The following is a 21,591-nucleotide window of genomic DNA, read 5'->3' on the forward strand; positions in this document are numbered from 1 at the left end:
CAGGGCTGGCAGCGCCCGCGGCGGATCTTTCCGATCACCTCACGCCTGCAGTCTTCGCAGTTCCATGCGGACATCCGTCTCTCCTTCCGAGCGCTCGGGGGTTCTTGCGTTGGGCCGCCGACCGGGCGGGAGCGGATCGCCGCCCGGCCGGCAGGTCAGGTGGCGGCGGGCTCGTCGGCCACGGCCCACGCCGGGACGTGTGCCGGGCTGGCGGCGCCGGGTCCGGCGTAGTGGACGCCGAGCGCTTCCCAGAGCGGCTTCACGTAGATCGGCCCTGTCGCCTGGTCCTCCGGGCCGTCGATTGGGCGGACCATCGGCGGCACGTCAACGCGGTTCGCGTTGGCTTCGGCGGCCAGGAACGGCGCCAGTTGAGCGCGAAGGTCGTCGGCTAGTTCCTGCCAGGCGTCGACTTCGCTGCGCAGGCTGCGGTTGATGTCCTCCAGCAGGGTCCGCGCCTTCTTCTCCTGCTGCCAGGCCTCATTGGTGGTGACGACGTCGTTCATGAGGAGCGCGAAGAAGTCGTCGGCTTCGGCCTGCCGGTTGAGGAGCTTGACGTTGTCCTGCCGGACGGCGGCGAGCTGCTCCCTGGTGCGGGCCAGCTTCACCTCGACGCGGTTCGCCTTGCGCGGCTTCTCGCGGCGGCTGACGAACGGGATGGTGATGCTCATGCCGGCGCCTCCGTCCTGCGGAGCCGGTCTGCGGTCTCCCGCAGCAGGTCGAGGGCCTGCTGCTTGCCGTTGCCCTTGTAGTCGCACCAGGTGGCCAGGGAAGGGGCTTCGATGCGGGCTTCGATCGCCTTCTCGACGGCCGTGGTGAGTGGCGTAACGGGGTGGAGGGGCGTTCCATGGACGACCACGTTGATCGCGCCGATCAGGTCGACTTCGCAGCGGTCAAGCGGGAGTCCGTTCCGGGCCTGCGGCGTGCTGTACAGGTACTTCTTGCAGAACCCGACGCGGACAATGTGGGCGCGGGCCTGGTCGAGGACGTCCGCTATCTCGGTCACGGTGGTCGTGGTCGTCATCGCGTCTCCCCGATGGCGTCGAGGGCGAGGCGGACGGTGTGCCGGTCGTCGGAGCCGGCGGGGCGCTGGGCTCCGGCGAGGTCGGCTGCGGTGTCGATGTCGGCGTGGGTGACCGCGTCCGAGTCGAGGCGGCCGTTCGCGGCGAGCGTGCGGGCGGTCAGGTAGGCGTCGTAGGCGGTCATGCCGGCCTCCGGATCTGGTCGGGTCGGATGCCGAGCTGGTCGGCGAGTTCGAGGACCCCGGCGGCGATCGCCGGGTCTTTGGCCAGCTCCCGTCCGGCTTGGGCCGGGTCCTCGTCGTCGAGCGGGTGCGGGTGTTCCTTGCCGATCTGGTCGGCGATGCGGATCGCGGCCTTGCGCTGCTCGACGGCCTTCGCGGTGGTCGGCTTCGGGCCGTAGTCGGCGAGCTCCATGCCCATCAGGCCGCCTCCAGGACTTGCCGGTACATGGCGGCGGTCGTCGGCTGGGTCTCGGCCAGGAGCGGTCCGTGGCCCGCGTACACGACCGGCAGGGGCAGCGTTCCGGCGCCGGCCGGGTCGAGGCGCAGCATCAGCGGCTCGCCAGACTCGGTGTGGTCGCAGGTCCACAGCCAGCGGCTGCCGTCCAGAGCCACCTGCACCCGATCCAGGTCGATCGCTATGCCGTCGAGGAAGCCGGTCATGACGCGACCGCCAGCGCGTTCCGCAACTGCACGATGTGCAGGGCGTTCTGAGCGGCTTCGGCGAGCTTCGCCAATGCCGCCTCGGATGCCAGGTCCAGGCCGATCGATGCAGCCGCGCCGAGGCCGATCGTGAGGTGGCCGTCGTGGACGTCGAGGCTGATGTCGTCGGCCTCGTCACCGAGGAAGATGGCCGTCTGCGATACGCGGGTCTGGCTCACAGTGCCCTCCAGGGCTTGCCTTTGGCGAGGTCGACGAACTGGCGGGTGGTGGAGTCGGGGTCGGCGTCGAGCAGCAGGTGCCGGTACTCGGCGAGCTCACCGCGGGTACCGGGCTTCTCCGCGATCTCCGGGTGGGCGAGGATTTCCCGCAGACGTTCGGTGCGGGCCTGGACTTTCTGCCGGGCGACGAGGGCCTGCACGGTCTCCAGCGGCACGTCCAGGTCGCGGATCGAGCGCGGGGTCGTCGTCATCGCCCGGCCTCCTCGTTGGTGAAGCCGAGCAGCGCGGTCGGGCGCTTCCTCGCGCCCTCCAGCAGCGCCTCGGCGATCACCTCGTCGAGCTTGTCGACTGCCTTGGTCGCGGCCGTCTCCGGCATGTAGTCGCGGAGTGTGCGGATCAGGTCCGTGCGGGGCTGCTGCCAGCGGTGGGCGGGCTGCGGCGCGTAGTCCGCCGACAGCGGGACGCGCTTCGCGGCGATCGCGGCGGCCAGGGCCGGGTTGATGATGGTCACGCCGTCACCGCCGCCGGGGTGCTGCCGTACACCGGCGTCGTCCGGTACTCGCGACGCCACCGCCACTGCGGGTTGGTGTTCGAGGTCTCGCGCCATTCGATCGGGCCGTGGCACTTCCGCAGCGGCTTGTGCATCCACTCGCGGCGGAAGGCTTCCGCGCCGCAGCCGGGGCACGAGACCAGGGGGCCGATCTTCCTGCCGTAGCCGCTGGCGGTGATCGCTTCCTGGCGCTGGTGCCGGTCGGGGCGCTCGAACTCCAGGTCGGCACAGAGGACTTCCGCGTTCTTCAGCGGAACCTCAGACCAGTCGTCGCCGTAGTAGGCGAGCGCCCGGTCCTCGTCTTCCGCCTCGACCCAGATGACGCGGGTGGTGGTCTCGGTGACGATGATCGGGAAGCTGCGCTCCATCACGCCCCACGCTTCGCGGGGTGTCTGGTTGTCGAGGAGCTCGTTGACGTCCCAGTCGCCCTCGGCCGGTGTGACGCGCGGCCAGCGTCGACCGAGGTAGCTGTGATCGCCCCCGTGCCTGAGTTCCTTGTCGCAGTCCTCGTAGATACCGCCGGGCTTCGGCTCGCCGCACTTCACGCCGCACCACCCTCGGGCGAGCAGGTGCAGTTGGAGCTGATGCCGCCGACGTAGGCGCAGCCCGAGTCGTGGCCGCCGTTGGGCGGGAAGGGCTTGTCGGTGCGGGCGGCGTGCACGGCCTCGCGGTGGTCGTCCATGGCGGCTTCGCGATTGCCCGCCTTCTTGGAAGAGCTGTTGATGACGTAGCCACCGAGGAAGAACCCGGCGTGCTGCTTGTCGTCGCTCTCGTCGAAGATGACCGTGTCGTAGTAGCCGCCGCCGATGCGGACCGTGGAGACGAGAAGGTTCTTCGTGCCGGTCGTCACCGGCGTCTGCCGGACGATCTCCGGAGGGCGGTTCTGCTTGAATGTAGGCACCGATCTGCCTCTTCTCTTCGGAGTGGTGAGTGGTGGATCGCGCGGCTCTCGGGCCGCGAGGCCCCTGCTGCCGGTGTGTGGAAGCCCGGCGGTGGGGGCTTGCCGCGTTAAGCGGCGGACTGGAGTTCGTGGCGTCCGGCGTCTGCGGTGTCCTGCGGCGCGATGACGGTTCGCCCGATGACGCGGCTGCCGCGCTGGCGGCCCCTGTGGTTCGGGGCATTGCGGTGCATCGCGTAGATCTCGGCGAGGTCCGCGTCGCTGAAGACGAGCAGCCCGTTCAGTCGACTGTGGGGGAAGGCCTTGCCTCGCTTGTCGCCCGGCTTGCGGTTCGCGCCGTCGCGGAGCCACCGCCGGCCGGTCGTGTCGTTCTCGTCCTTCGCGAGTCCGAGCTGCACGACGGCCGCTTCGACCCGGTAGTAGCCCTGCGGGGTGGGGGCGGGCTTTCGGGAGGACATGTCACCTCTTCTCTGAGGGGGTTTCGGGGGGATGGATGATCTGTTCGGAGTCGGCCGACAGGCCGAGCGCAGTGCGGAGCCGCTGGTAGGGACCTGGTCTCATGCGGGTGCGGTATCCGTTTTCGAGGTGGTTGAGGTAGCGCCTGCTGATGAGGGCTATTCGGGCCATCTCGTCGGTGCTCAGCCCTGCCTGCATGCGGAGCTTGCGGATTTCCGCCCCTTTCACCTGGTAGGTGGGAGGGGGTTGTTCCATGCCGCTAATTTAGCGGCTTCTAGCGGCCACGTCTAGCGGCTACTAGCGTGTTTTAGCGGTTCGACGCAGCGTGAAGCCATCCCCAAGGCTTGACGGTCGGACGAATGACCGATCACTTTGCGCAACAGACCCGTCGCGTTCCGGACTCGCTTGCCCCGCTCCTAGCTGGTCCTAGCGGGTCCTGGCAGGATGTGTCCCATGGGTAATGACCTCGAACGTCTGGCGCACCTCGTGCGGGGGCGTCGCCTGGAGCTCAAGCTGGGCATCGAACCGGCCGCACGGCTCGCCGGCATGAGTAAGGACACCTGGAAAAAGGTCGAGGCAGCCCGCGAGGATGTCCGGGCGACCTCCTACACCGGCATCGAGCGCGCACTGCAATGGGCGTCCGGTAGCTGCCTGCGCGTCCTCGAGGGCGGTGAGCCCGTCATCTCCGAGACCTCCCCGGCCGGCACCGGCAGCGGGATCGCGGTCATCCCGAAGGAAGATCTGAAGCGTCAGGTGGGAGACGCCGTCAACAGTGCGGCGATCGGCTTCAAGGGAGACTTGACGGCCGACCAGATCCTCGACCTCAACCAGCGCGTACTGGAGGAGCTGCGTAAGCGGGGCGTCGTCTGACCAAAGTTCAGCCGATCTGCGTACAACCATTTGCAACCCAGGCGTTGTCACTCAACTTCCTCTTACCCTCTTTGGTCCCACACGGCCCCAAGTAGCCCAGAACGTGGCAGACTCGGTGTCACACCTTGGGGGTTCCCCGTTAGTACCCGGAAGGGGGAACCAGTTGTGCAGAGCACTCTGTCCATAGTCGCCATCGGTCCCGAGTTCACCGGATGGGCCGGTCCAACCAATGGGAGAATGATCTGTGTAGCGCCTCCCGAGATCGAGACGAGCGAGGAAGCGCAGCGCTCGATGCGAGAGATCGTGAGGCGTGTAGGAGGAGATTGCGAAGGATGCCGGAACTGCTGGCTCGGCACCTGAGCGGACGGACGCGGAAGTCCTGGTGGTAGGAGTACCTGCCGGACTACCGCGACCGATATTCACCCAAGGGGGCAGGCATGCCTTACGTGGAGGTACGCGGCAGCTCGATCCGCGTGAAGTGGTGGGGCGGCGAATATATTCTCGACGCCGACGGCAGACCGACACGGAAGAAGAAGTACGAGTCCGCCTCCGGTCCCTCAGCCGGCGTGCCCTTCGAAGACGAGGGCGAGGCCCACGACTTCGGCCTGGACCGCGAGCACGAGGTTCGCCACGGCAAGCACACACCGCGGGCAGGCGGCCGGACGCCGATGGGTGAGTACTGCTGGACCTGGCACGAGGCGGCCGATCTGCGGCCCAACTCCGAACGCAGATACAAGTCCATGCTGAAGACGGTCATCGTGCCGTACTGGGCGCGGTGGACGGTCGGTGAGATCACTGCCGTCGACTACGACGTATGGAAGCGCCAGATCAAGGCGCAGTACTCCGACAACTATTCGAGCAACCTGCTCAGCCTGTTCAAGATGCTCATGGACGACGCGGTCATCAAGTACAAGCTGCGCGGCGAGTCCCCGGTCATCGAGCAGCGCAGGCGTGGACGCTATTCCAAGAGGCAGATCCGGCGGATCAAGCAGGAGCTGCCGTTCGCGGCTGTCCACCAGCTCGCCGTCAACGCCTATCACGTGTGGGGTTTCACCGGCTGGGCCTACATCTGGACCATCGCCTTTACCGGGATGCGTCCTCCCGGCGAAATGGTGGGGCTGCAGCGCAGGTTCGCGTCGCCCAACTGGCCCGCGGCAGACCCTGTTGCGGCGCGGGGCCGGGAGGCGGCGAAGCGGTATAAGGGGATGCACGCGCTACGGGTGCAGCACCAGTCGTACTACGTGGACCACGTGCCGACGCTGGCCGGGCCGAAGTACGACAGCTATAGAACCTTGGTGATGCCTCCATTCCTTCATGAGATCCATGAGGCGCTGCTGGCGTCGCACGCCTCGCCGTGGGTGTTCCCGGCGATGACGGGCGGCCATCTGCTGACGACGGAGTTCACGCAGAACTATTGGCGGCCGATCCGCGACGGGGCAAAGGAGCGCAAGCCGCGCCCCCAGTACATGCGGCACGTGCGCCCCGAGATCCCGGCGGTGCCGGAGATGGCCGGGCAGGACGTGTACCGGCTGCGGCACTGGCATCGCGAGCTGCTGGACGAGCCGGGGGCGGACATCTCGACCGTGGCGAAGGAGGCCCGTATGGGCCACGAGGTGGCCGGCATGGAGGGCGTTTACTCGAAGGTGACGATCGGCATGGAGATGCGTATCGTCGAGTACCTGCAGGCGGTCTGGGAGAAGCATGTTGTGGCGCGGGGGTTGTGGACTCCGCCGTTTCCCACTCCTCTCCCATCTGCTCCTGACGGGGGTGTTCCGCCGCAGTTCAGCGAGTTGCCGGTGCTAGGCGAGTTGTGATCGACGACATCACCAAGGGCATCAAGGTGGCGTCCGGCCTGAGCGGCAACGGGCAGAACGTCTAGGCGGTCCGGACGTCCAGGGGACACCCAGGACCTGTCCGGCGGATCATCCCGGAGACGCGAGGCCCTGAGCCACGCAGCCCCGGACACGAATGCGGCCGGGTGGGGCGCCCCTCCGCTCAAGAGGAACCCCACCCGGCCGGGGGTGTGCGCCGCCCCCGTCCCCACGGTGCGGCGCCAGCAGGCCGTCGTCCGGTCATCCCGCGGACGGCGACCTGAGTCTCAGGTCAGGCCGAGGGCCGGAATCACGATGGCCTCGATGAATTGTGTGAGATACGCCGCATCGGCGTTCCGTCCTTCCATCACGGGACGTACCCGCACCACACCGAACAGCTGCGCCGGGATGAACTCCAGCGCCGGGTGGTCGGCGGCGACCTCGCCCCGGGCGACCCCGCGGGCGAGGATCTCCTTGACCGCGCCGATCTCGGGCTCGATGAGCGCGTCGCGCAGCGCCTCCTGCAGTTCCTTGTCCTGGAACACGGCGTGTCCGAGCGCCTGGTGCAGCTGACTGTCGCGACCCGACCAGTCCCCCGCCGCCTGCGCCATCGCGCGCAGGTCCCCCGCGAGTGTGCCGGTGTCGACGCCCGAGAAGCGCGGGCAGCTGTTGGCGCGCAGCGCGGCCGCCACGAACTGCGGCTTCGTCTTCCACTGGCGATACAGCGTGGACTTGCTGCAGCGGGTGCTCGCGGCCACACCCTCCATGGTGAGCGAGTCATATCCGCACTGGCGGATCTGTTCGAGCACGGCGTCGTAGAACTCCTGCTCACGCTCGGGCGTGATCTTGGAGCGGCGCGAGGCGACGACCGTCTCCGGTTCGTCCGCGGCCTGCGACGTCATGGTTCATCTCCTCGCTCGTGTGGGTGGCTCGCCGGGTGTTCCGCTTCACACAGTCTAATCGATACGCCACTGTACCGGTACGTCGCCGTATCGGTACAGTGGCGTATCGGCACACCGTCGTATCGGTACACTTCCGTATCGGTACACTTCCGTATCGATGAGCCTTGGACAGGACCCACTCCGCTCTCGAGTGAGTCTCGAGCGACCGAGTGGATTCTGTCCTGGGCTCACCGCGCACCACCCCAAGCAACACCGTCAGTAAAGGGGCCGGGGGATGGAATCCCGAACCGAGCCTGCCGAAGCAGAACCAGATCCGGCCGCGGCCATACGGCGGCCCTCGCCGCCGAACACCGCGACACGGCCGCCTCTCATACGTGAGCTCCTGCTCGTCGTAGGGCTCTTCGTCATATACAAGGTCGGCCGACAACTGGCCGACGGCCACACCGCCGAGGCCTTCCGCAACGCGAACCACGTGTGGGACTGGGAGCGGACGCTCCACTTGCCGAGCGAAGGGTCCGTGCAGGACGCACTGCTGCACGGCGACACCCTGGTGCACCTCGCGAACACCTACTACGCGACCGTGCACTTCCCGGCCACCGTGGCCTTCCTGGTCTGGATGTACCTGCGGCGCCCGGTCCACTACGTGTGGGCCCGCCGGATCCTGGCCGCGGTCACCACCGCCGCCCTCGCGCTGCACCTCACCTTCCCGCTCGCCCCGCCCCGGCTGCTGGCCGCTGCGGGCCTGGTGGACACCGGACAGGTGTACGGGCCCACCGTGTACGGGGCACACCCGGCGACCGACAGGATGGCGAACCAGTTCGCGGCGATGCCCTCGCTGCACTTCGGCTGGGCGCTGATGGTGGCGATCGGCCTGATCGCCGCGACCCGCTCCCGCGGGCGCTGGCTGTGGCTGCTGCATCCGCTGCTCACCCTGCTGGTGATCGTCGGTACGGCGAACCACTACTGGCTCGACGCGATCGTGGCGACCGCGCTGCTGGGCCTCGCACTGGCCGTGATCCGTCTGCCGCACGGGGCCTGGGCGCCCTGGCGTGCCGCCGCCGATGAAGTTTCCGGGGAAGCCGACGGAGAAGCCGGGAATTCCAGCGGGGCCGGCGGGGCTGGTGAAAAGGAATCTCTACCGGAGCTCGTGGGGGCAGGACGATGAACGCCACTCTCGCCGCGGTGGTCCTCTCGCTCTTCTCAGCCGTGGCATACGCCGCCGCGGCCGTGGCCCAGGAGCGACTGGCCTCCCGGACCACCGACTCGGGCACGCTGCGGCTGCTGAGCAGCGGGGCCTGGTGGTGGACCGTCGTGCTGAACTGCTCCGCCGCGCTGCTGCACGTCGCCGCACTGAAGTACGGCACGCTCACGCTCGTGCAGCCGCTCGGCGCGCTCACGCTGGTGGCCGCGGTGCCGCTCGGCGCGCGGGTCGCCGGACGGCGGGTCAGCGCGGTCGAGTGGCGCGGTACCGCGCTCACCCTGATCGGACTGTCCGCGGTACTGGTCACGGCCTCCGGGCCCGCGCCCGACAATGAGCTGAGCGTGCCGCAGGCGCTGGGCGTGGCCGCCACGACGGCCGCCCTGATAGGTATGCTCTCGCGGCCCGGCGCCCGGCCCGGACTGCGGCACGCGACCGCCTCCGGGTTCGCCTCGGGTGTCGCCTCCGCGCTCACGCAGACGGTGACGGTGGCGGTGACGGATCGCTCCGGCTCCCTGCTCAGCGCCCAGGTGATCGTGGTGGCCCTGCTCGTCGCCGCGTTCGCGACGGGCGGACTGCTCCTGTCGCAGACCGCCTACCGAGGCGGTCTGGGCGCTCCGCTCGCCGTCGTGACGCTCGCCAATCCGGTCGCCGCCGCGGCGATCGGCCTCTTCCTGCTCGGGGAGCAGTTGCAGGGCGGTGCGGCGGGCCTGCTGCTGGCGGCCGTGGGTGCGGGCGTGGCGTCGTGGGGTGTGGTGACGCTGTCGCGTTCGGTGCCTCAGCCGGCGCTGCCCGAACCCCTGATCGACGTCGACGCGACGGACGAGCACCCCGTCGCGGCGGTGCTGGCGCTGGAGCCCGGATCGGCGGCGTACGAGCCGTCGTTGCTGCCGAAACAGTCCGGCTCGGGTCAGCTCACGTCCCTCTAGGTCTCCTGGAGAACGTAAGACAAGAAGGGCGGCCGCGGAACTCTCCGCGGCCGCCCTTCTTGTCTTACGGCGGTTCAGCCTTGTCTTACGGCGGTTCAGCCTTGTCTTACGGCGGTTCAGCCTTGTTGTGCGCCGGTTCAGCCCAGCCCGCGGGCGTCCTGCTTGAGCGCCGTGTCGACGGTGAGCGCCGTCGCGACGACGAGACTCAGAAGGGGCTCGGGGAGCTGGCGGTGGATCTGGAGGACGTAGTTGTCCGCCGTGGTGAACATCGTCTTGGCGAGACCTTCCCAGGTCTTGGTGATCCGGGCGACCTCGTTGTCCGTGTGGTCGACGATGGCGAAGTTCCAGGCGCGCCAGTTCTCCGCCTTGATCGCGCCGACCTGCTGGCCGTTGACGTTGATCGCGAAGTTGATCTTCCCGATCATGTTCTGCTGCACGATCTCGCCGACGAGCTGTCCGTCCGGACGCTCCACGATCACCCGCGACTTGATGAGCTTCGCGGGCCGCGTGAGCCGCAGTACCGGCTGCCCGTGGGCGTCACGGATCTCCAGCTTGTGCGTCATGTACTGGTCGAGGCTGGAGACGAAGCGGAGCACCTTCTTCAGGCCACTCTGACCGACCTCGACGACCGCGCCGAGCTGGTTGCCCTGCTGGTCCATGACCTTGTACTCGTTGGTCAGCTCGATCAGCTTGGCCTTCTGGTTCACCACCAGGACCGGCTCGGTGAACAGGGTGCCGCCACCGGCACCGCCACCCGCGACACCCGCCTGCTGCTGCACCTGCTTCTGCACGCGAGGGTCGGGACCGGCCGTCGGCTGTCCGTACGGCTGCTGGCCCTGCTGCGGAACCGTCTGCCCGGCCGGGGCCGCCTGGTCCCCGTTGGTGTGCTCGGTCCACTGCGAGCCGTCCCAGTAACGCAACGTCTGGGGCGCCCCGTGCGGATCCGGGTACCAACCTGCAGGAGTGTTCGAATGCGTGGTCACCGGGGCACACTACCGTGAGTTGGCTGGAAATTGACCAGAGCCGAGATATCCATCAGACGGTGACGATTGCCGGGTCACTCACACCCGGTCGACCGTTCTCGACATGTCCGGCGAACCGCCGCAAGAACCCCGCGTCCGCGGTGGACACGACGGTCAGGTCGTACCAGCGCCGGCTCGCGCGCAGGTCCACCGTGTGCCGCACGGTCGCGCCGGCCCGCACCTTGAAGGAACTCGGCCGCCCTCCGTAGCCGTTGGTGAGTTTGAGCTCGACGGTGGCGGAGCCCTTGTTGGTGAAGGTCAGCTCCACGTTCCCGCCGACGTGGCGCGCGGTGACCTCGGGTCCGGCGGTCTTGCCGGGGCCCTTGAAGACGCGCAGGAAGCCGTTGGGGCCGTGCACCGTCAGGTCGTACGAGCCGCTGGAGTACGCCGAGTTCCAGGTGTCCGAGACGGTCTTGCCGACCTCGGTCGTGTACGTCCAGGGGCCGTCGGTGCGGTTGCCGGAGGTGACGAAGAAGGCGGCACCGGCCTGGGCGCCCGACCCGAAGGTGAGCGTGAACTTCCCGGCCGCCGCGTCCGCCGAACCGTCCACGAGGGGCGCGTACTTGAGCGGGCGGGCCGGGCGCGAGCCGCGCTCCTGCCGGGGCAGGACGGGGTTCGCCGGCGGGGTCGGCACATAGTCGGGGTGCCGGTCGTGGTCCGGCGGCTGGTAGCCGTCGGTGTCCGGCAGCGCGACCGGCTTGGCGTCCTTGCACGAGAAGTCGAAGGCGGCGGTGAGGTCGCCGCTGATCGCGCGCCGCCAGGGCGAGATGTTGGGTTCGTGCACGCCGAAGCGGCGCTCCATGAACCGGATGATCGAGGTGTGGTCGAGGGTCTCGGAGCAGACGAAACCGCCCTTGCTCCAGGGCGAGACGACGAGCATCGGGACCCGCTGGCCGAGCCCGTACGGGCCGGCGGCGTGGCTCGCGTCGCCCTTGTGGAGGTCCGGGCCGACGTCGACGGTGGACTTGCCCTGCGCGGCGGACTGCGGGGGGAACGGCGGCACGAGGTGGTCGAAGAAGCCGTCGTTCTCGTCATAGGTGATGAACAGGGCCGTCTTCGCCCACACCTTGGGGTCGGAGGTCAGCGCGTCCAGGGCCTGAGCGATGTACCAAGCACCGTAGTTCGCGGGCCAGTTGGGGTGCTCGGTGAAGGCCTCGGGCGCGACGATCCACGAGATCTTGGGCAGCTTCCCGCCCTTGACGTCGGCCTTCAGCTGGTCGAAGAAGCCCTCGCCCTTGCGGGCGTCGGTGCCGGTGCGGGCCTTGTCGTAGAGCGGGTCGCCGGGCTTGGCATTGCGGTACTGGTTAAAGTACAGCAGCGAGTTGTCCCCGTAGTTGCCGCGGTAGGCGTCCGGGATCCAGCCCCAGGAGCCGTTCGCGTCGAGGCCGTCACCGACGTCCTGGTAGATCTTCCAGGAGACCCCGGCCGCCTCCAGCCGCTCCGGGTACGTCGTCCAGTCGTAGCCCGCCTCGTCGTTGCCGAGGACCGGGCCGCCGCCCTTGCCGTCGTTGCCCGTGTATCCCGTCCACATGTAGTAGCGGTTCGGGTCGGTGGAGCCGATGAACGAGCAGTGGTACGCGTCGCAGATGGTGAACGCGTCGGCGAGCGCGTAGTGGAACGGGATGTCCTCACGCGTCAGGTACGCCATCGTCGTCGACGACTTGGCGGGCACCCACTTGTCGTACTTGCCCGCGTTGAACGCGGTGTGCCCGTCGCTCCAGCCGTGCGGGAGGTCCTGGATGAACTGCAGGCCCAGGTCGTCGGCGGTGGGCCGGAAGGGCAGCACGTCCTTGGTGCCGTCCGACTGGTGCCAGACCGACTTGCCGCTGGGCAGCGTGGAGGGGCGGGGGTCACCGAAGCCGCGGACGCCTCTGAGTGAGCCGAAATAGTGGTCGAAGGACCGGTTCTCCTGCATCAGCACGACTATGTGCTCGACGTCGTCGATCGTGCCGCTTCGATGCCCCGCGGGGATCGAGGCGGCCTTGGCGATGCTGTCGGACAGCGCGGTGAACGCCGCGGTGCCGCCCGCGAGTTGGAGGAAGCGGCGTCGGTTCACTTGAGGCATGGGTGAGTGACCTCTTGTCCTGACGGGCCAGGGATGGCCGGGTGCTGATGGAACGTGCGCGTTTGGAGTGTTCCAAGAGCACCAAACCTCAGGGAAGGGTCCTGTGACGCCGATGTGAAAGTCGGCGGTACGTGAGGCGAACGGTGACGGACGGATCATCAGCCAGTCGTCGCAAAGGGCTCCGGCAACCCGCACAACGCCCGCGAACGGCTCAGGGCTGACGAGGAAGCGGCGCTCGCGTCAGTCCGCCACCTGCACCACCGCCGTCGCCCCCGCCCGCACCGTCGGCGTCGCGTACGTGTACGTCACGCCGCCGACCGTCTTGGTACGAGCGGCAGACGCGGGGTCAGCTCATCGCGGTCATCACCGAGTACGTCTCCAACCCGTTCTTCGCCGACGTCTGCGAGCGGATCGAGTCCACCCTCGCGCCCCACGGTCTCAAGACGATCCCGTGCCCGTGCTTCCCCGGCGGAGTGCAGGAGCTGGACTTCGTGACCTCTCTCGCCGACCGGGGCGTCGCCGCCGTCGTCTTCCTCTCGGCCAGCAACACGATCGAGGGCGCGGACCCGGAGGCGTACGAACTCCTGCGCTCCCGCCGGATCCCGTTCGTCGGGGTCAACGGCCAGTTCGAGGGCGGCGAAGAGGCGCCGGTCTTCTCCACCGACGACCTGCTGGCCGCGCGGTCGACGGGCCGAGCGGGATGGTCCACGACAAGCCGTTGACCACGATGACCGTCACCTTCGACCGGCCGGTTCCCACCGGCGTCGAGACCGGCGGCACGGTCGTCGAGAACATCACGGCCACGCCGTCGGTCGTCATTTCCGGCAACGTGTTCCGCGACGTACCGACCCGCGGCGTGCTGGTCACCACCCTGAGGCCTGTCCTGATCACGGGCAACCGGTTCGACGGGATGTCCATGGCCAGCATCTACGTCTCCGCCGACGCCTACCAGTGGTACGAGTCCGGACCGGTCGCCGATCTCACGATCCGTGGGAACTCGTTCACCAGGCCCACCGGTCCGGTCATCTTCGTGGAGCCGACCAACCAGGTGATCGCCCCGGCAAACCCGGTGCATCACAACATCTCGGTCGAGCACAACACGTTCGACATCGGTGACGTCACCGTCGTCAACGCCAAGAGCGTCGGTGGGTTCGGATTCGCCGGCAACACGGTGCGACGACTGGACGAGCCGGATCACCCGCCGTACACCTCCCCGCTGTTCGTCTTCCACGGGAGTTCAGGCATCCGAATCGCGCACAACCACTACGACAGGGGCCTGAACACCGCCGTGGTCTCGGACTAGGTCCTGTCCGGACAGGTCCCAGGACCTGTCCGGCCGCTCACGGCGGAGACGCGGCCCTAGCCAGCCGCTATACGAAGCCTGATCGTGCGGGATTCAGGGCGAAGCGCGAACTCGGGCCACACATCCGGACCACAGGACCGTGAACCGAGCCCGTGCTGGGCCGCGTCGACGATCAGGTGGCTCGTCGTCGAATCCGGAAGCTCGAAGGGGTGGTCGGCTTGCGCGATCTGCTGTGGGGTGTGGCGGCTGAGCGTGAAGCCGGGGCGCCGTCCGCGGGTGTCCGGGAATGCCACGAGGCGCAGCACCTCGGTGCCGGCACTCGTCAGCGCCAGCTGTCGCAGCTGGGAGCGGTGCCCCGTCTCCTGGGGTCGCGCGTAGTCGACGGAGAGGTCGCGGATGGTGGAGGAGAAACGGCCGGTGCGGGCCGCGCGGAGACTGTCGGGGTAGGACTCGAGCGGGCCGAGGCCGAACCACTCGGCGCCATCGATGGGAGCCGCGCCATCGGGCAGATCGAAACGAATCCCGATCCGCGGCCACACCGTGAGCCAACCGCGCGAGGGCTCGATCTCCACACGCAGTTCGATCTGGTCGCCCTCGATCGACCAGATCGACTCCACCATCACCGACACGGCGGAGTTCGCCGCGGAGACCTTGTCGATCGTGCGCAGGGCCTCCGCGGTGCGCTCCACGGACACTCGCCGCGCGGTCAGCCGGTCGAGACCGTCGCGACGCCACAGTTCGGCGTTGGACACCCCGGCGATGCCGGCGTCGCTCTCCGCGACTTCCTCGGACGCGCCTTCGTCGTTGTCGGTCGGGGCACGAAACAGTTCCAACCGCGGACCCGCCACAGCGCGGCCGGCGAGGCGCACGAGGGACCCGTCGACGAACTCGGCGATGCCGAGCGTCAGCGTTCCGTCGCTCTGCCGCCAGTCGGTTCGGGGTCGGACAGCAGGCGCGGGACGACGTGTCGAGCGGTCCAGCTGGGCGGTCGCGATCACATGCCCCTCGCGCGCCCAAGCGGTCCCGGCAGCCAATACGGCATTCACGGTGAGCCATGTCTCCGAGTCCCGCGACACCGGGACCCGTGGCAGCGGCACCCGCGCCGACGCGCCCGCCGCGACGACGGGGACCTCCAGGTCTCCGGAATCCGCGAGCGTCCCGTCGTGCTCGACGCGCCAGCGGAAGCGCAGGTCGGAGGTGTCGGCCGAGTGCCGCAGGTTGATGATCGCGAGTTCGTCACCGTCGAAGGTGAAACGGACGGGCTGCGCGACCGCCTTGTACTCGTGGAGGCTGGGAGTCGGGACGTCGTTGCTCAACAGCATTCCGTCCATCACGAAATTGCCGTCGTGTACGACCTCCCCGAAGTCACCACCGTACGCGTAGTAGGGCGTACCGTCCGGGGTCGTCGTCAGGATGCCGTGATCGCGCCATTCCCAGACGAAGCCGCCGTGCAGCCGCGGATGTTCGTGCACGAGCGCCTCGTACTGGTCGAGCGCTCCCGGCCCGTTGCCCATCGCGTGGGCGTACTCGCAGAGCAGGAACGGCTTGGTGCGCTGCCGGGCACCCTGCGCGGGAGTGCAGTTCAGCAGCGGCGAGCGTGAGCCGTCGGTTCCGATCTGCTCGGTCTCGAGCACCGACGAGTACATACGCGAGTAGACGTCGGTGTATTCGCCGGCGTGGTCGCCTTCGTAGTGCACAGGTCGTCCGGCGTCACGGGCGTGGACCCACGCCGACATCGCGGCGAGGTTGCCGCCGGTTCCCGCTTCGTTGCCGAGCGACCAGATCACGACACTGGGATGGTTCTTGTCTCGTTCGACGGTGCGCTGGATGCGGTCGAGGTACGCCGCACGCCACGTCGGGTCGTCGCTCGGATTCCCGACCCAGTCGATTTTGTCGAAGCCGTGCGTCTCGAGGTCGCATTCGAGGATGACCCAGAATCCGAGTTCGTCGGCAAGGTCGAGCAGCCGTGGATGGGGCGGGTAGTGGCTGGTGCGGATCGCGTTCACGTTGAACCGCTTCATGCGGGCCAGGTCCTCGCGGGCGTGCTCCTCGTCGAAGACGCGGCCGCGCTCGGGGTGGGTCTCGTGGCGATTCATCCCGTGGAACACGACACGACGGCCGTTGACCAGGAACTGGTCGCCGCGGATCTCGACCGTGCGGAAACCCACCCGTACGGCGATGCTCTCGGCGGCCGTCGACACGGTGGCGTTGTACAGGCGCGGCTGCTCGGCCGACCAGGGCTCCACGCCATCGACATCGAGCGGGGCCACGTCGGCCGCTGTCGCCCAGACCCGCTCGATGCCGAGTTCGGGCAGGCGAAGGGTGACCGGGAACGCCGCCGCGTCGGCGGTGACCTCCGGCTCGATCCGTCCATGGCCATGGTCGAACCCGGTGCGCAGCCAGACGTCCTCGATGCCTCCGGCCGGCCGTGCGATCACGGTGACATCGCGGAAGATGCCTGGCAGCCACCACTGGTCCTGGTCTTCGAGATAGCTGGCCGCCGACCACTGGTGCACTCGCACAGCGATGACGTTGTCGCCCGGGCGTACGGACGATGTCACGTCGAATTCGTGGGCGAGCCGGCTGCCACTGGCGCTGCCGATCTCGTCGCCGTTCACCCACAGCCTGAAGAGCGACTCGACCCCGTCGAACCGCAGCACGACGCGGTCGGCCTCCGACCAGTCGGCGGGCATGTCGAAGTGGCGGCGATAGTCGCCGGTGGGGTTCTCGTCCGGGACATGGGGTGGGTCGATCGGGAACGGGAACTGCACGTTCGTGTAGATCGGCCGGCCGTGGGCTCCGTCGTCCTGGAGCACCCAATGGGATGGCACGGGGATGGTGGCCCAGCCGCTGTCGTCGAAGCCTTCGGCCGCGAAATCCTCTGCCGCGGACGCCGTTTGCGACAGACGGAAACTCCAAAGCCCGTTCAGCGAAAGAGAAGGGGCGTCGGAGTGCAGCCACGAGCGCGCGGCGCGCAGCGCGCCACGCCACGGTGTGGGGTCCGAAACATACGCGGAAGATGGGGAGGGCACGAGGTCACAACTCTTTCTTGCTGACAAAGGGGATCCGAATGCCGGCCGCATGCGCCGACACGAGCGATCGGCGCTCTACCGGACCACGAACGTTCGGATCTCCCACGGGCCGAGGGCGAGTTCGAGTCCGTCCGTGACTGGCACCGTGGAGAGCGGCCGGCCGAGCAGGTCGACCGTGGTGGCTTCTGTGAACGCGCCCGTCACGCGGGCGGTCGATCCCGTGTCGCTCATCGCGGTCAGCCGCACTTCGGTGCCGGCACCGCGATCGTCGTCGGCGACGCGGCGGATGCTCGAGACGAGGATGTCCGCACCGTCGACCTGTACGCCGGTCGTGTCGGGGGGCAGTTGACCCGCGGCGGGCGCGGTGCCACGGGCGACCAGTACGTCGTTGCGGAAGTCTTCGGCGAGCGCGACCGCGTGCGCACCCTGCCAGCCGGCCGCCGCGGGCACGACGGCCAAGCGGTTCTCGATGCGTACACCGAGATCTTGCGCGCCCGGTGTGGGGATCTCGCTCGCCGCGGGCTCGTCACGGAGTGGATGGATGTTGACGCTGATCGAGCCGATCGCGCGCAGCAGAGTGAGGGCGAGTTCGGAGCCGTCGCCGACGAGTTCGTACTCGGTGGCGTGGTCGAGCAGGACGTTGGCGGCGCCGGCCGACACGAACGAACTCGCGGGGAAGGTCGGGATCGGGTATTCGCCCCAGCCACCTTCGGCGGTGAGCCCACGCTCGGTGACGGCGAACTGCCCGGCGGACGCGGACACGGCGGCCGGCTCGGGCAGCGGCACGTGAAAGCGCAGTCGGTGGTCGGCGGACTGGTTCACGAAGGACGTGAAGATACGCACGAACGGCTCGCCTGCGCGTACCTCCACGAGTGTCTCCACCGGGGTCGGCACGGTCCGGCCGCTGCGCAGGTCGCGCTCGGAGGAGAGCGTGGTGGGCCATTCGTAGACGCGGGTGACACGCGTCCTCGAACGCAGCGGGCCGTTCTCGAGGAGTTCGACGGCGACCTCCGTCGGCTCCGACACGAGCACGTCCCGCGCCGGCGGCGCGTAGTTGTAACTGTCGCCGCGGTCACCACCGTCGACGAGTCGGCCGACTCCGTGCAGTTCGGTGCCGTCGGCCCCGGTCACGTCCAGGGTGCCGTCGGCGGCGATCGCGACCTCGACGAGTCCGTTGGACAGCGCGCGGGCCGTCGCCGTCGCCGGTGCGAACGCCGTCGACGGCGCGGCGGGGCGGTCGCTCGGTTCGACCCGGAAACTCGCAAGCCCGGAGCCTGGGACGTCCACGGCCACCAGCGCGGTCGCGCGGGCTTCCTCCAGCGTCAGCACCCTCCACTCACCGGGATGCGCGGCGGCCGCGGCAGCGACCTCTCGGCGCAGGATCAACAGGTCGAACGGTCCGTCGGCCGGCACCTCGGCGAGGTGGAAGACCAGCGACCCGGGGGTGAGTTCGTAGTGGTCGATCAGACGGCCGAAGAGCTCGCGGCGGTGGATGCGGCGCAGCACCCGTTCGAGCTGCGAGGCGTCCATGCGCTCGTCGCTGAGCACGGTCGGGGCCGTGGAGATCAGCTGAACGGCATGCGCCGAGCCGTCGGCGGCGGTCGCGACCAGAGCGGTTCCCTCGGGCGGGGCCACGACATCCACCTCGACCAGTGCCGTGCGCGGGAACGGCAGCGGGTTGGCGACCAGGTAGCCGTCGCTCGGCACCAGGGCGGCGGGCTCGGCGAGGGCCGCGTCCCGAACCGCCCGCGCGGTGTGCGCGGCTTCGGCGAGGCGCGCTTCGACCTGATCGCAGGTCTCGTCGGTGCCGGAACCGACGACCGAGTCGTGCGCGGAAGACTCGATGATCTTGTGCCACGCGAGTGAGAGGAACGGCGAGTCGTCGCGCTGGGACCACAGCGCGTTCATCCGCTCGGCGTGGTCGATGGTGCGCTCGGCGACGGCCATCCGCTGCTTGAGCGCGAGCCGCACGGAGAGCACGCCCGGGAGGATGTTGCCGCGCACGTGGCTGCGCAGCTCACCGGTGACGACGGCGGAGACCTCGTCGCGCACGTGCTCGCGGATGTACTCGTCGAGCGTCGCGATGGTGATGGCGCGCTCGTCGCTGGAGGCGCGCCGCAGCCAGGTCACGAGGTGCGGGTCGGGTGCGTTGTGGTCGGTGCCGGCCATCGCGAGCACCGGGTCCTCGCCCCACCGCTCGGCCGTCATCTCCGCGTACTCGCCGAGCGCGCGCCCGATCTGGTCGGGCACCAGCAGGACGTCGAGGCCGTTGTCGTAGCCGTCGAAGAGGAACTCGGTGCGCACTTCGGAGCCGTCGGGAGCGCGCCAGCGGAAGGCGTGACCGTCGACAGAGCCGGGAACACCGCGCCACAGCGCCGCATGCTCGATTCCGGCGCGCGTCAGGATCTGTGGCATCTGCGCGACGTGGCCGAACATGTCCGGCAGGTAGCCGATGGGCATCGAGCCGCCGAGGTCCGCCGCGGCCGCCCATCCCATCTGCAGGTTGCGCACGATGGTCTCGCCGGAGCAGAGGAACTCGTCGAGCAGGATGAGCCAGGGTCCGATGGCGAGTTGGCCGCCGGCGACCAGGGCCACGACTCGATCGCGGTTCTCCGGTCGCATCTCCAGGTAGTCCTCGATCGCGGCCATCTGCCCGTCGACGGTGAACCGGAAGTCCGGGTTCGCCTCGGCCGTCTCCAGCACGGTGTCGAGAGCGGCGACAAGGCGGTGCCGGAACACCTGGAAAGGCTCGTACCATTCCCGGTCCCAATGGAAATGGGGTACGAAGACGGCGGAGTTCTGCATCGGGAGAGCGACTTTCTGTCGGCGGGGGAACGGAGTCACTTGAGGGAGCCTGAGGCGAGCCCGGTGCGCCAGAACCGCTGGAGGAGGATGAACACGATGATCACGGGCACGATCGAGACCAGCGAGCCGGTGATCACGGATTCCTGAAGGAGCGGGGCGCGGGCGGTCTGACCGTTCCACTCGTAGAGGCCGAGCGTGATCGGGAAGAGCGACTCCTTCTGCAGCATCACCATCGGCAGGAAGAAGTTGTTCCAGATGGCGACGAACTGGAAGAGGAAGATGGTCACCAGCGACGGCGTCATCAGCCTGAACGCCACCGAGAAGAACGTGCGGAACTCGCCGGCGCCGTCCAGGCGCGCCGACTCGAGGATCTCCTGGGGGACGGCGGCGGAGGCGAAGATGCGGGCGAGGTAGACGCCGAACGGACTGACGATGCTGGGGAGGAACACCGCGAGGTAGGTGTTGACGATCCCGGTCGCCGAGAACAGAAGGAACAGCGGGAGCGCGAGCGCGGTGGTGGGAACGAGGACGCCGCCGAGGATGACGGAGAACAGGAACTCGCGGCCCCGGAAAGGGAACTTGGCGAGCGCGTAGCCGCACAGCGCGGAGATCAGGGTTCCGACGGCCGCGCCCAGCACGGCGTAGATCACGCTGTTCAGAGCCCACCGCCCGAAGATGCCGTCGCTGCGGCTGAACAGGGTGCCGAGGTTGTCGAACAGGTTGAAGTGCGAGACCGCCAGACCGTTGGTGGAGGCGAGGTCGCCCTGCGGTTTCGTCGCCGCGACGATCAGAAAGTAGATCGGCAGCAGGAAGTAGATCGCCAGGAGGAACATCAGAGCCATGGCGGCCGTGCGGCTGACGCGGCTTTCGCGGATCAGGGGCTGGTTGCTCACAGTCCGGCCCTCTTCGTGGTCAGTCGCATGAACCCGAAGCTCAAGACGAAGGTGATGACGGCGATGACCACGGAGATCGCCGCTGCCTGCTGGTAGTTGTTTCCGGAGGCCACCGCATACGCGAGCATGTTCGGTGTGTACGTGCTCGAGATGTTCGAGGAGATCTGGCGCAGCACGGCCGGCTCGGCGTAGAGCTGCAGCGTACCGATGATCGAGAACACCGTCGTGAGGATGATCGACGGGGCGATGATCGGGACCTTGATCTGCCACGCGATGGTCCAGTTGCTCGCACCGTCGAGCTTGGCGGCTTCGTAGAGTTCCTGCGGGATCGACTGCAGCGCCGAGAACATGATCAGCATGTTGTAGCCGGTCCAGAGCCAGGTGGAGACGTTCGCCGCCGACCACAGCACGGCGCCCGGGCCGAGGAAGTCGGGCTGGAGGCCGATGCTTTTCAGCAGGTCGACGAGAGGGCTGAGCTGCGGCGAGTAGAGGTACGACCACATGATCGCGGCGATGACGCCGGGCACGGCATACGGCATGAACGCCGCGACGCGGAAGAACGACTTGGCCTTCAGCAGGGGCGTGTCGAGCAGCAGCGCCATGATCAGCGCGACGAAGAGCATGACCGGCACCTGCACGATGCCGAACAGCGCGATGCGCCCGATGCTGTTCCAGAACTCGTTGTTCTGGAACACCTGCACGTACTGTTCGAAACCCCCGAAGGTCGTGTACGACGTGCCGTACTGGCCGCCGGTGCGGCGCACGACGAGGAAGCTCTGCCAGATCGCGTAGCCGACCGGCACCAGGTAGAACAGCACGAACGGCAGGAAGAACGGGATCAGGAACGCGGCGATGGTTCCCGCCCGGGGGCCGCCGCCGTGGCGACGACGGCGGCCTCCCGTCGACGGCGCCACGCGGGTCGCGCGGGTTGCTCGGGTTGCGATGTCAGTCATGCTGC

At 68.4% G+C, this 21,591-nt stretch carries 25 protein-coding genes; 6 read left to right on the forward strand and 19 right to left on the reverse strand.

Annotated features, from left to right (window positions below):
- Positions 1-155: 155 nt before the first annotated feature.
- From OG819_RS42950 to OG819_RS43005, 12 genes are all read right to left on the reverse strand, one after another.
- Positions 156-668 (reverse strand): hypothetical protein, encoded by a 513-nt coding sequence (locus OG819_RS42950; RefSeq protein ID WP_266654752.1) that lies wholly within the window; start codon positions 666-668, stop codon positions 156-158.
- A complete protein-coding gene (locus tag OG819_RS42955) occupies positions 665-1,021 on the reverse strand; it encodes a hypothetical protein (RefSeq protein ID WP_266654754.1) in 357 nt (118 codons plus the stop codon). Before OG819_RS42955 ends, OG819_RS42950 begins: the two co-directional genes overlap by 4 nt.
- A complete protein-coding gene (locus OG819_RS42960; protein WP_266654756.1) occupies positions 1,018-1,203 on the reverse strand; it encodes a hypothetical protein in 186 nt (61 codons plus the stop codon). Before OG819_RS42960 ends, OG819_RS42955 begins: the two co-directional genes overlap by 4 nt.
- Complete coding sequence (locus OG819_RS42965) at positions 1,200-1,439, reverse strand: hypothetical protein (protein ID WP_266654758.1); 240 nt, start codon at positions 1,437-1,439, stop codon at positions 1,200-1,202. The genes OG819_RS42960 and OG819_RS42965 overlap by 4 nt, the downstream gene beginning before the upstream one ends.
- The gene (locus OG819_RS42970) at positions 1,439-1,681 is read right to left on the reverse strand and encodes a phiSA1p31-related protein (RefSeq protein WP_266654760.1); all 243 of its coding nucleotides are present in this window, start codon (positions 1,679-1,681) and stop codon (positions 1,439-1,441) included. The genes OG819_RS42965 and OG819_RS42970 overlap by 1 nt, the downstream gene beginning before the upstream one ends.
- Positions 1,678-1,899: a hypothetical protein gene (locus tag OG819_RS42975; protein ID WP_266654762.1), complete on the reverse strand. Its 222-nt coding sequence runs from the start codon at positions 1,897-1,899 to the stop codon at positions 1,678-1,680. The genes OG819_RS42970 and OG819_RS42975 overlap by 4 nt, the downstream gene beginning before the upstream one ends.
- On the reverse strand, positions 1,896-2,150 hold the full coding sequence (locus tag OG819_RS42980; protein ID WP_266654763.1) for a hypothetical protein: 255 nt from the start codon (positions 2,148-2,150) through the stop codon (positions 1,896-1,898). Before OG819_RS42980 ends, OG819_RS42975 begins: the two co-directional genes overlap by 4 nt.
- Positions 2,147-2,410, reverse strand: a complete 264-nt coding sequence (locus OG819_RS42985; protein ID WP_266654765.1) for a hypothetical protein — start codon at positions 2,408-2,410, stop codon at positions 2,147-2,149. The genes OG819_RS42980 and OG819_RS42985 overlap by 4 nt, the downstream gene beginning before the upstream one ends.
- Positions 2,407-2,994, reverse strand: a complete 588-nt coding sequence (locus OG819_RS42990) for a hypothetical protein (protein ID WP_266654767.1) — start codon at positions 2,992-2,994, stop codon at positions 2,407-2,409. The genes OG819_RS42985 and OG819_RS42990 overlap by 4 nt, the downstream gene beginning before the upstream one ends.
- Complete coding sequence (locus tag OG819_RS42995; protein WP_266654769.1) at positions 2,991-3,350, reverse strand: hypothetical protein; 360 nt, start codon at positions 3,348-3,350, stop codon at positions 2,991-2,993. The genes OG819_RS42990 and OG819_RS42995 overlap by 4 nt, the downstream gene beginning before the upstream one ends.
- Positions 3,351-3,457: 107 nt before the next feature.
- Positions 3,458-3,805: a hypothetical protein gene (locus OG819_RS43000; protein ID WP_266654771.1), complete on the reverse strand. Its 348-nt coding sequence runs from the start codon at positions 3,803-3,805 to the stop codon at positions 3,458-3,460.
- Position 3,806: 1 nt separating this feature from the next.
- Positions 3,807-4,058, reverse strand: coding sequence for a helix-turn-helix transcriptional regulator (locus tag OG819_RS43005; protein ID WP_266654773.1), 252 nt, complete (start codon positions 4,056-4,058; stop codon positions 3,807-3,809).
- A 198-nt stretch (positions 4,059-4,256) separates the two neighbouring features.
- On the opposite strand from OG819_RS43005, the gene OG819_RS43010 reads away from it, so the two are divergent.
- Together OG819_RS43010 and OG819_RS43015 are read left to right on the forward strand one after the other, a co-directional pair.
- A complete protein-coding gene (locus OG819_RS43010; RefSeq protein WP_266654775.1) occupies positions 4,257-4,673 on the forward strand; it encodes a hypothetical protein in 417 nt (138 codons plus the stop codon).
- A 437-nt stretch (positions 4,674-5,110) separates the two neighbouring features.
- The gene (locus tag OG819_RS43015; protein ID WP_266654777.1) at positions 5,111-6,487 is read left to right on the forward strand and encodes an integrase; all 1,377 of its coding nucleotides are present in this window, start codon (positions 5,111-5,113) and stop codon (positions 6,485-6,487) included.
- Between the two features lie 284 nt (positions 6,488-6,771).
- Here the strand turns inward: OG819_RS43015 and OG819_RS43020 are convergent, their stop codons facing one another.
- Positions 6,772-7,386: a TetR/AcrR family transcriptional regulator gene (locus OG819_RS43020; protein ID WP_266654779.1), complete on the reverse strand. Its 615-nt coding sequence runs from the start codon at positions 7,384-7,386 to the stop codon at positions 6,772-6,774.
- 274 nt (positions 7,387-7,660) lie between these two features.
- Between OG819_RS43020 and OG819_RS43025 the strand changes: the two genes are divergently transcribed.
- Positions 7,661-8,551 carry a phosphatase PAP2 family protein gene (locus OG819_RS43025; protein WP_266654781.1) on the forward strand — a complete coding sequence of 297 codons (891 nt, stop codon included), beginning with the start codon at positions 7,661-7,663 and terminating at the stop codon, positions 8,549-8,551.
- A complete protein-coding gene (locus OG819_RS43030) occupies positions 8,548-9,513 on the forward strand; it encodes a DMT family transporter (RefSeq protein ID WP_266654783.1) in 966 nt (321 codons plus the stop codon). The genes OG819_RS43025 and OG819_RS43030 overlap by 4 nt, the downstream gene beginning before the upstream one ends.
- Before the next feature lie 137 nt (positions 9,514-9,650).
- On the opposite strand, the gene OG819_RS43035 is transcribed toward OG819_RS43030, so the two are convergent.
- Together OG819_RS43035 and OG819_RS43040 are read right to left on the reverse strand one after the other, a co-directional pair.
- Positions 9,651-10,496, reverse strand: coding sequence for a phospholipid scramblase-related protein (locus OG819_RS43035; protein WP_266654785.1), 846 nt, complete (start codon positions 10,494-10,496; stop codon positions 9,651-9,653).
- A gap of 52 nt (positions 10,497-10,548) precedes the next feature.
- A complete protein-coding gene (locus OG819_RS43040; protein ID WP_266654787.1) occupies positions 10,549-12,600 on the reverse strand; it encodes a phosphocholine-specific phospholipase C in 2,052 nt (683 codons plus the stop codon).
- A gap of 491 nt (positions 12,601-13,091) precedes the next feature.
- Here OG819_RS43040 and OG819_RS43045 point away from each other — a divergent pair, with 491 nt between their 5' ends.
- Both OG819_RS43045 and OG819_RS43050 read left to right on the forward strand, forming a co-directional pair.
- Positions 13,092-13,322, forward strand: a complete 231-nt coding sequence (locus OG819_RS43045) for a hypothetical protein (protein WP_266654789.1) — start codon at positions 13,092-13,094, stop codon at positions 13,320-13,322.
- Positions 13,319-13,903, forward strand: coding sequence for a right-handed parallel beta-helix repeat-containing protein (locus OG819_RS43050; RefSeq protein WP_266654791.1), 585 nt, complete (start codon positions 13,319-13,321; stop codon positions 13,901-13,903). The genes OG819_RS43045 and OG819_RS43050 overlap by 4 nt, the downstream gene beginning before the upstream one ends.
- 56 nt (positions 13,904-13,959) lie before the next feature.
- On the opposite strand, the gene OG819_RS43055 is transcribed toward OG819_RS43050, so the two are convergent.
- The 4 genes from OG819_RS43055 to OG819_RS43070 are packed head-to-tail and all read right to left on the reverse strand — an operon-like array spanning position 13,960 to position 21,586.
- Positions 13,960-16,986, reverse strand: coding sequence for a glycoside hydrolase family 2 TIM barrel-domain containing protein (locus OG819_RS43055; protein ID WP_266654793.1), 3,027 nt, complete (start codon positions 16,984-16,986; stop codon positions 13,960-13,962).
- Between the two features lie 24 nt (positions 16,987-17,010).
- Complete coding sequence (locus tag OG819_RS43060) at positions 17,011-19,740, reverse strand: glycoside hydrolase family 38 C-terminal domain-containing protein (RefSeq protein WP_266631337.1); 2,730 nt, start codon at positions 19,738-19,740, stop codon at positions 17,011-17,013.
- Positions 19,741-19,775: 35 nt separating this feature from the next.
- Positions 19,776-20,633, reverse strand: a complete 858-nt coding sequence (locus tag OG819_RS43065) for a carbohydrate ABC transporter permease (RefSeq protein WP_266588253.1) — start codon at positions 20,631-20,633, stop codon at positions 19,776-19,778.
- Positions 20,630-21,586, reverse strand: coding sequence for a carbohydrate ABC transporter permease (locus OG819_RS43070; protein ID WP_266654795.1), 957 nt, complete (start codon positions 21,584-21,586; stop codon positions 20,630-20,632). Before OG819_RS43070 ends, OG819_RS43065 begins: the two co-directional genes overlap by 4 nt.
- Positions 21,587-21,591: the final 5 nt, after the last annotated feature.

The organism is Streptomyces sp. NBC_01549 (assembly GCF_026339955.1).
Taxonomy (GTDB): domain Bacteria; phylum Actinomycetota; class Actinomycetes; order Streptomycetales; family Streptomycetaceae; genus Streptomyces.

What these genes read in the sequence shown, in the direction of transcription:
- OG819_RS43025 (WP_266654781.1), top strand. Translation starts at nt 7,661, where the DNA reads ATGGAATCCCGAACCGAGCCTGCCGAAGCAGAACCAGATCCGGCCGCG.
- OG819_RS42965 (WP_266654758.1), bottom strand. Translation starts at nt 1,439, where the DNA reads ATGGGCATGGAGCTCGCCGACTACGGCCCGAAGCCGACCACCGCGAAG.
- OG819_RS43010 (WP_266654775.1), top strand. Translation starts at nt 4,257, where the DNA reads ATGGGTAATGACCTCGAACGTCTGGCGCACCTCGTGCGGGGGCGTCGC.
- OG819_RS42980 (WP_266654763.1), bottom strand. Translation starts at nt 2,150, where the DNA reads ATGACGACGACCCCGCGCTCGATCCGCGACCTGGACGTGCCGCTGGAG.
- OG819_RS43030 (WP_266654783.1), top strand. Translation starts at nt 8,548, where the DNA reads ATGAACGCCACTCTCGCCGCGGTGGTCCTCTCGCTCTTCTCAGCCGTG.
- OG819_RS42970 (WP_266654760.1), bottom strand. Translation starts at nt 1,681, where the DNA reads ATGACCGGCTTCCTCGACGGCATAGCGATCGACCTGGATCGGGTGCAG.
- OG819_RS43000 (WP_266654771.1), bottom strand. Translation starts at nt 3,805, where the DNA reads ATGTCCTCCCGAAAGCCCGCCCCCACCCCGCAGGGCTACTACCGGGTC.
- OG819_RS43055 (WP_266654793.1), bottom strand. Translation starts at nt 16,986, where the DNA reads ATGCGGCCGGCATTCGGATCCCCTTTGTCAGCAAGAAAGAGTTGTGAC.
- OG819_RS43015 (WP_266654777.1), top strand. Translation starts at nt 5,111, where the DNA reads ATGCCTTACGTGGAGGTACGCGGCAGCTCGATCCGCGTGAAGTGGTGG.
- OG819_RS42960 (WP_266654756.1), bottom strand. Translation starts at nt 1,203, where the DNA reads ATGACCGCCTACGACGCCTACCTGACCGCCCGCACGCTCGCCGCGAAC.
- OG819_RS43020 (WP_266654779.1), bottom strand. Translation starts at nt 7,386, where the DNA reads ATGACGTCGCAGGCCGCGGACGAACCGGAGACGGTCGTCGCCTCGCGC.
- OG819_RS43005 (WP_266654773.1), bottom strand. Translation starts at nt 4,058, where the DNA reads ATGGAACAACCCCCTCCCACCTACCAGGTGAAAGGGGCGGAAATCCGC.
- OG819_RS43070 (WP_266654795.1), bottom strand. Translation starts at nt 21,586, where the DNA reads ATGACTGACATCGCAACCCGAGCAACCCGCGCGACCCGCGTGGCGCCG.
- OG819_RS42950 (WP_266654752.1), bottom strand. Translation starts at nt 668, where the DNA reads ATGAGCATCACCATCCCGTTCGTCAGCCGCCGCGAGAAGCCGCGCAAG.
- OG819_RS42955 (WP_266654754.1), bottom strand. Translation starts at nt 1,021, where the DNA reads ATGACGACCACGACCACCGTGACCGAGATAGCGGACGTCCTCGACCAG.
- OG819_RS43060 (WP_266631337.1), bottom strand. Translation starts at nt 19,740, where the DNA reads ATGCAGAACTCCGCCGTCTTCGTACCCCATTTCCATTGGGACCGGGAA.
- OG819_RS43040 (WP_266654787.1), bottom strand. Translation starts at nt 12,600, where the DNA reads ATGCCTCAAGTGAACCGACGCCGCTTCCTCCAACTCGCGGGCGGCACC.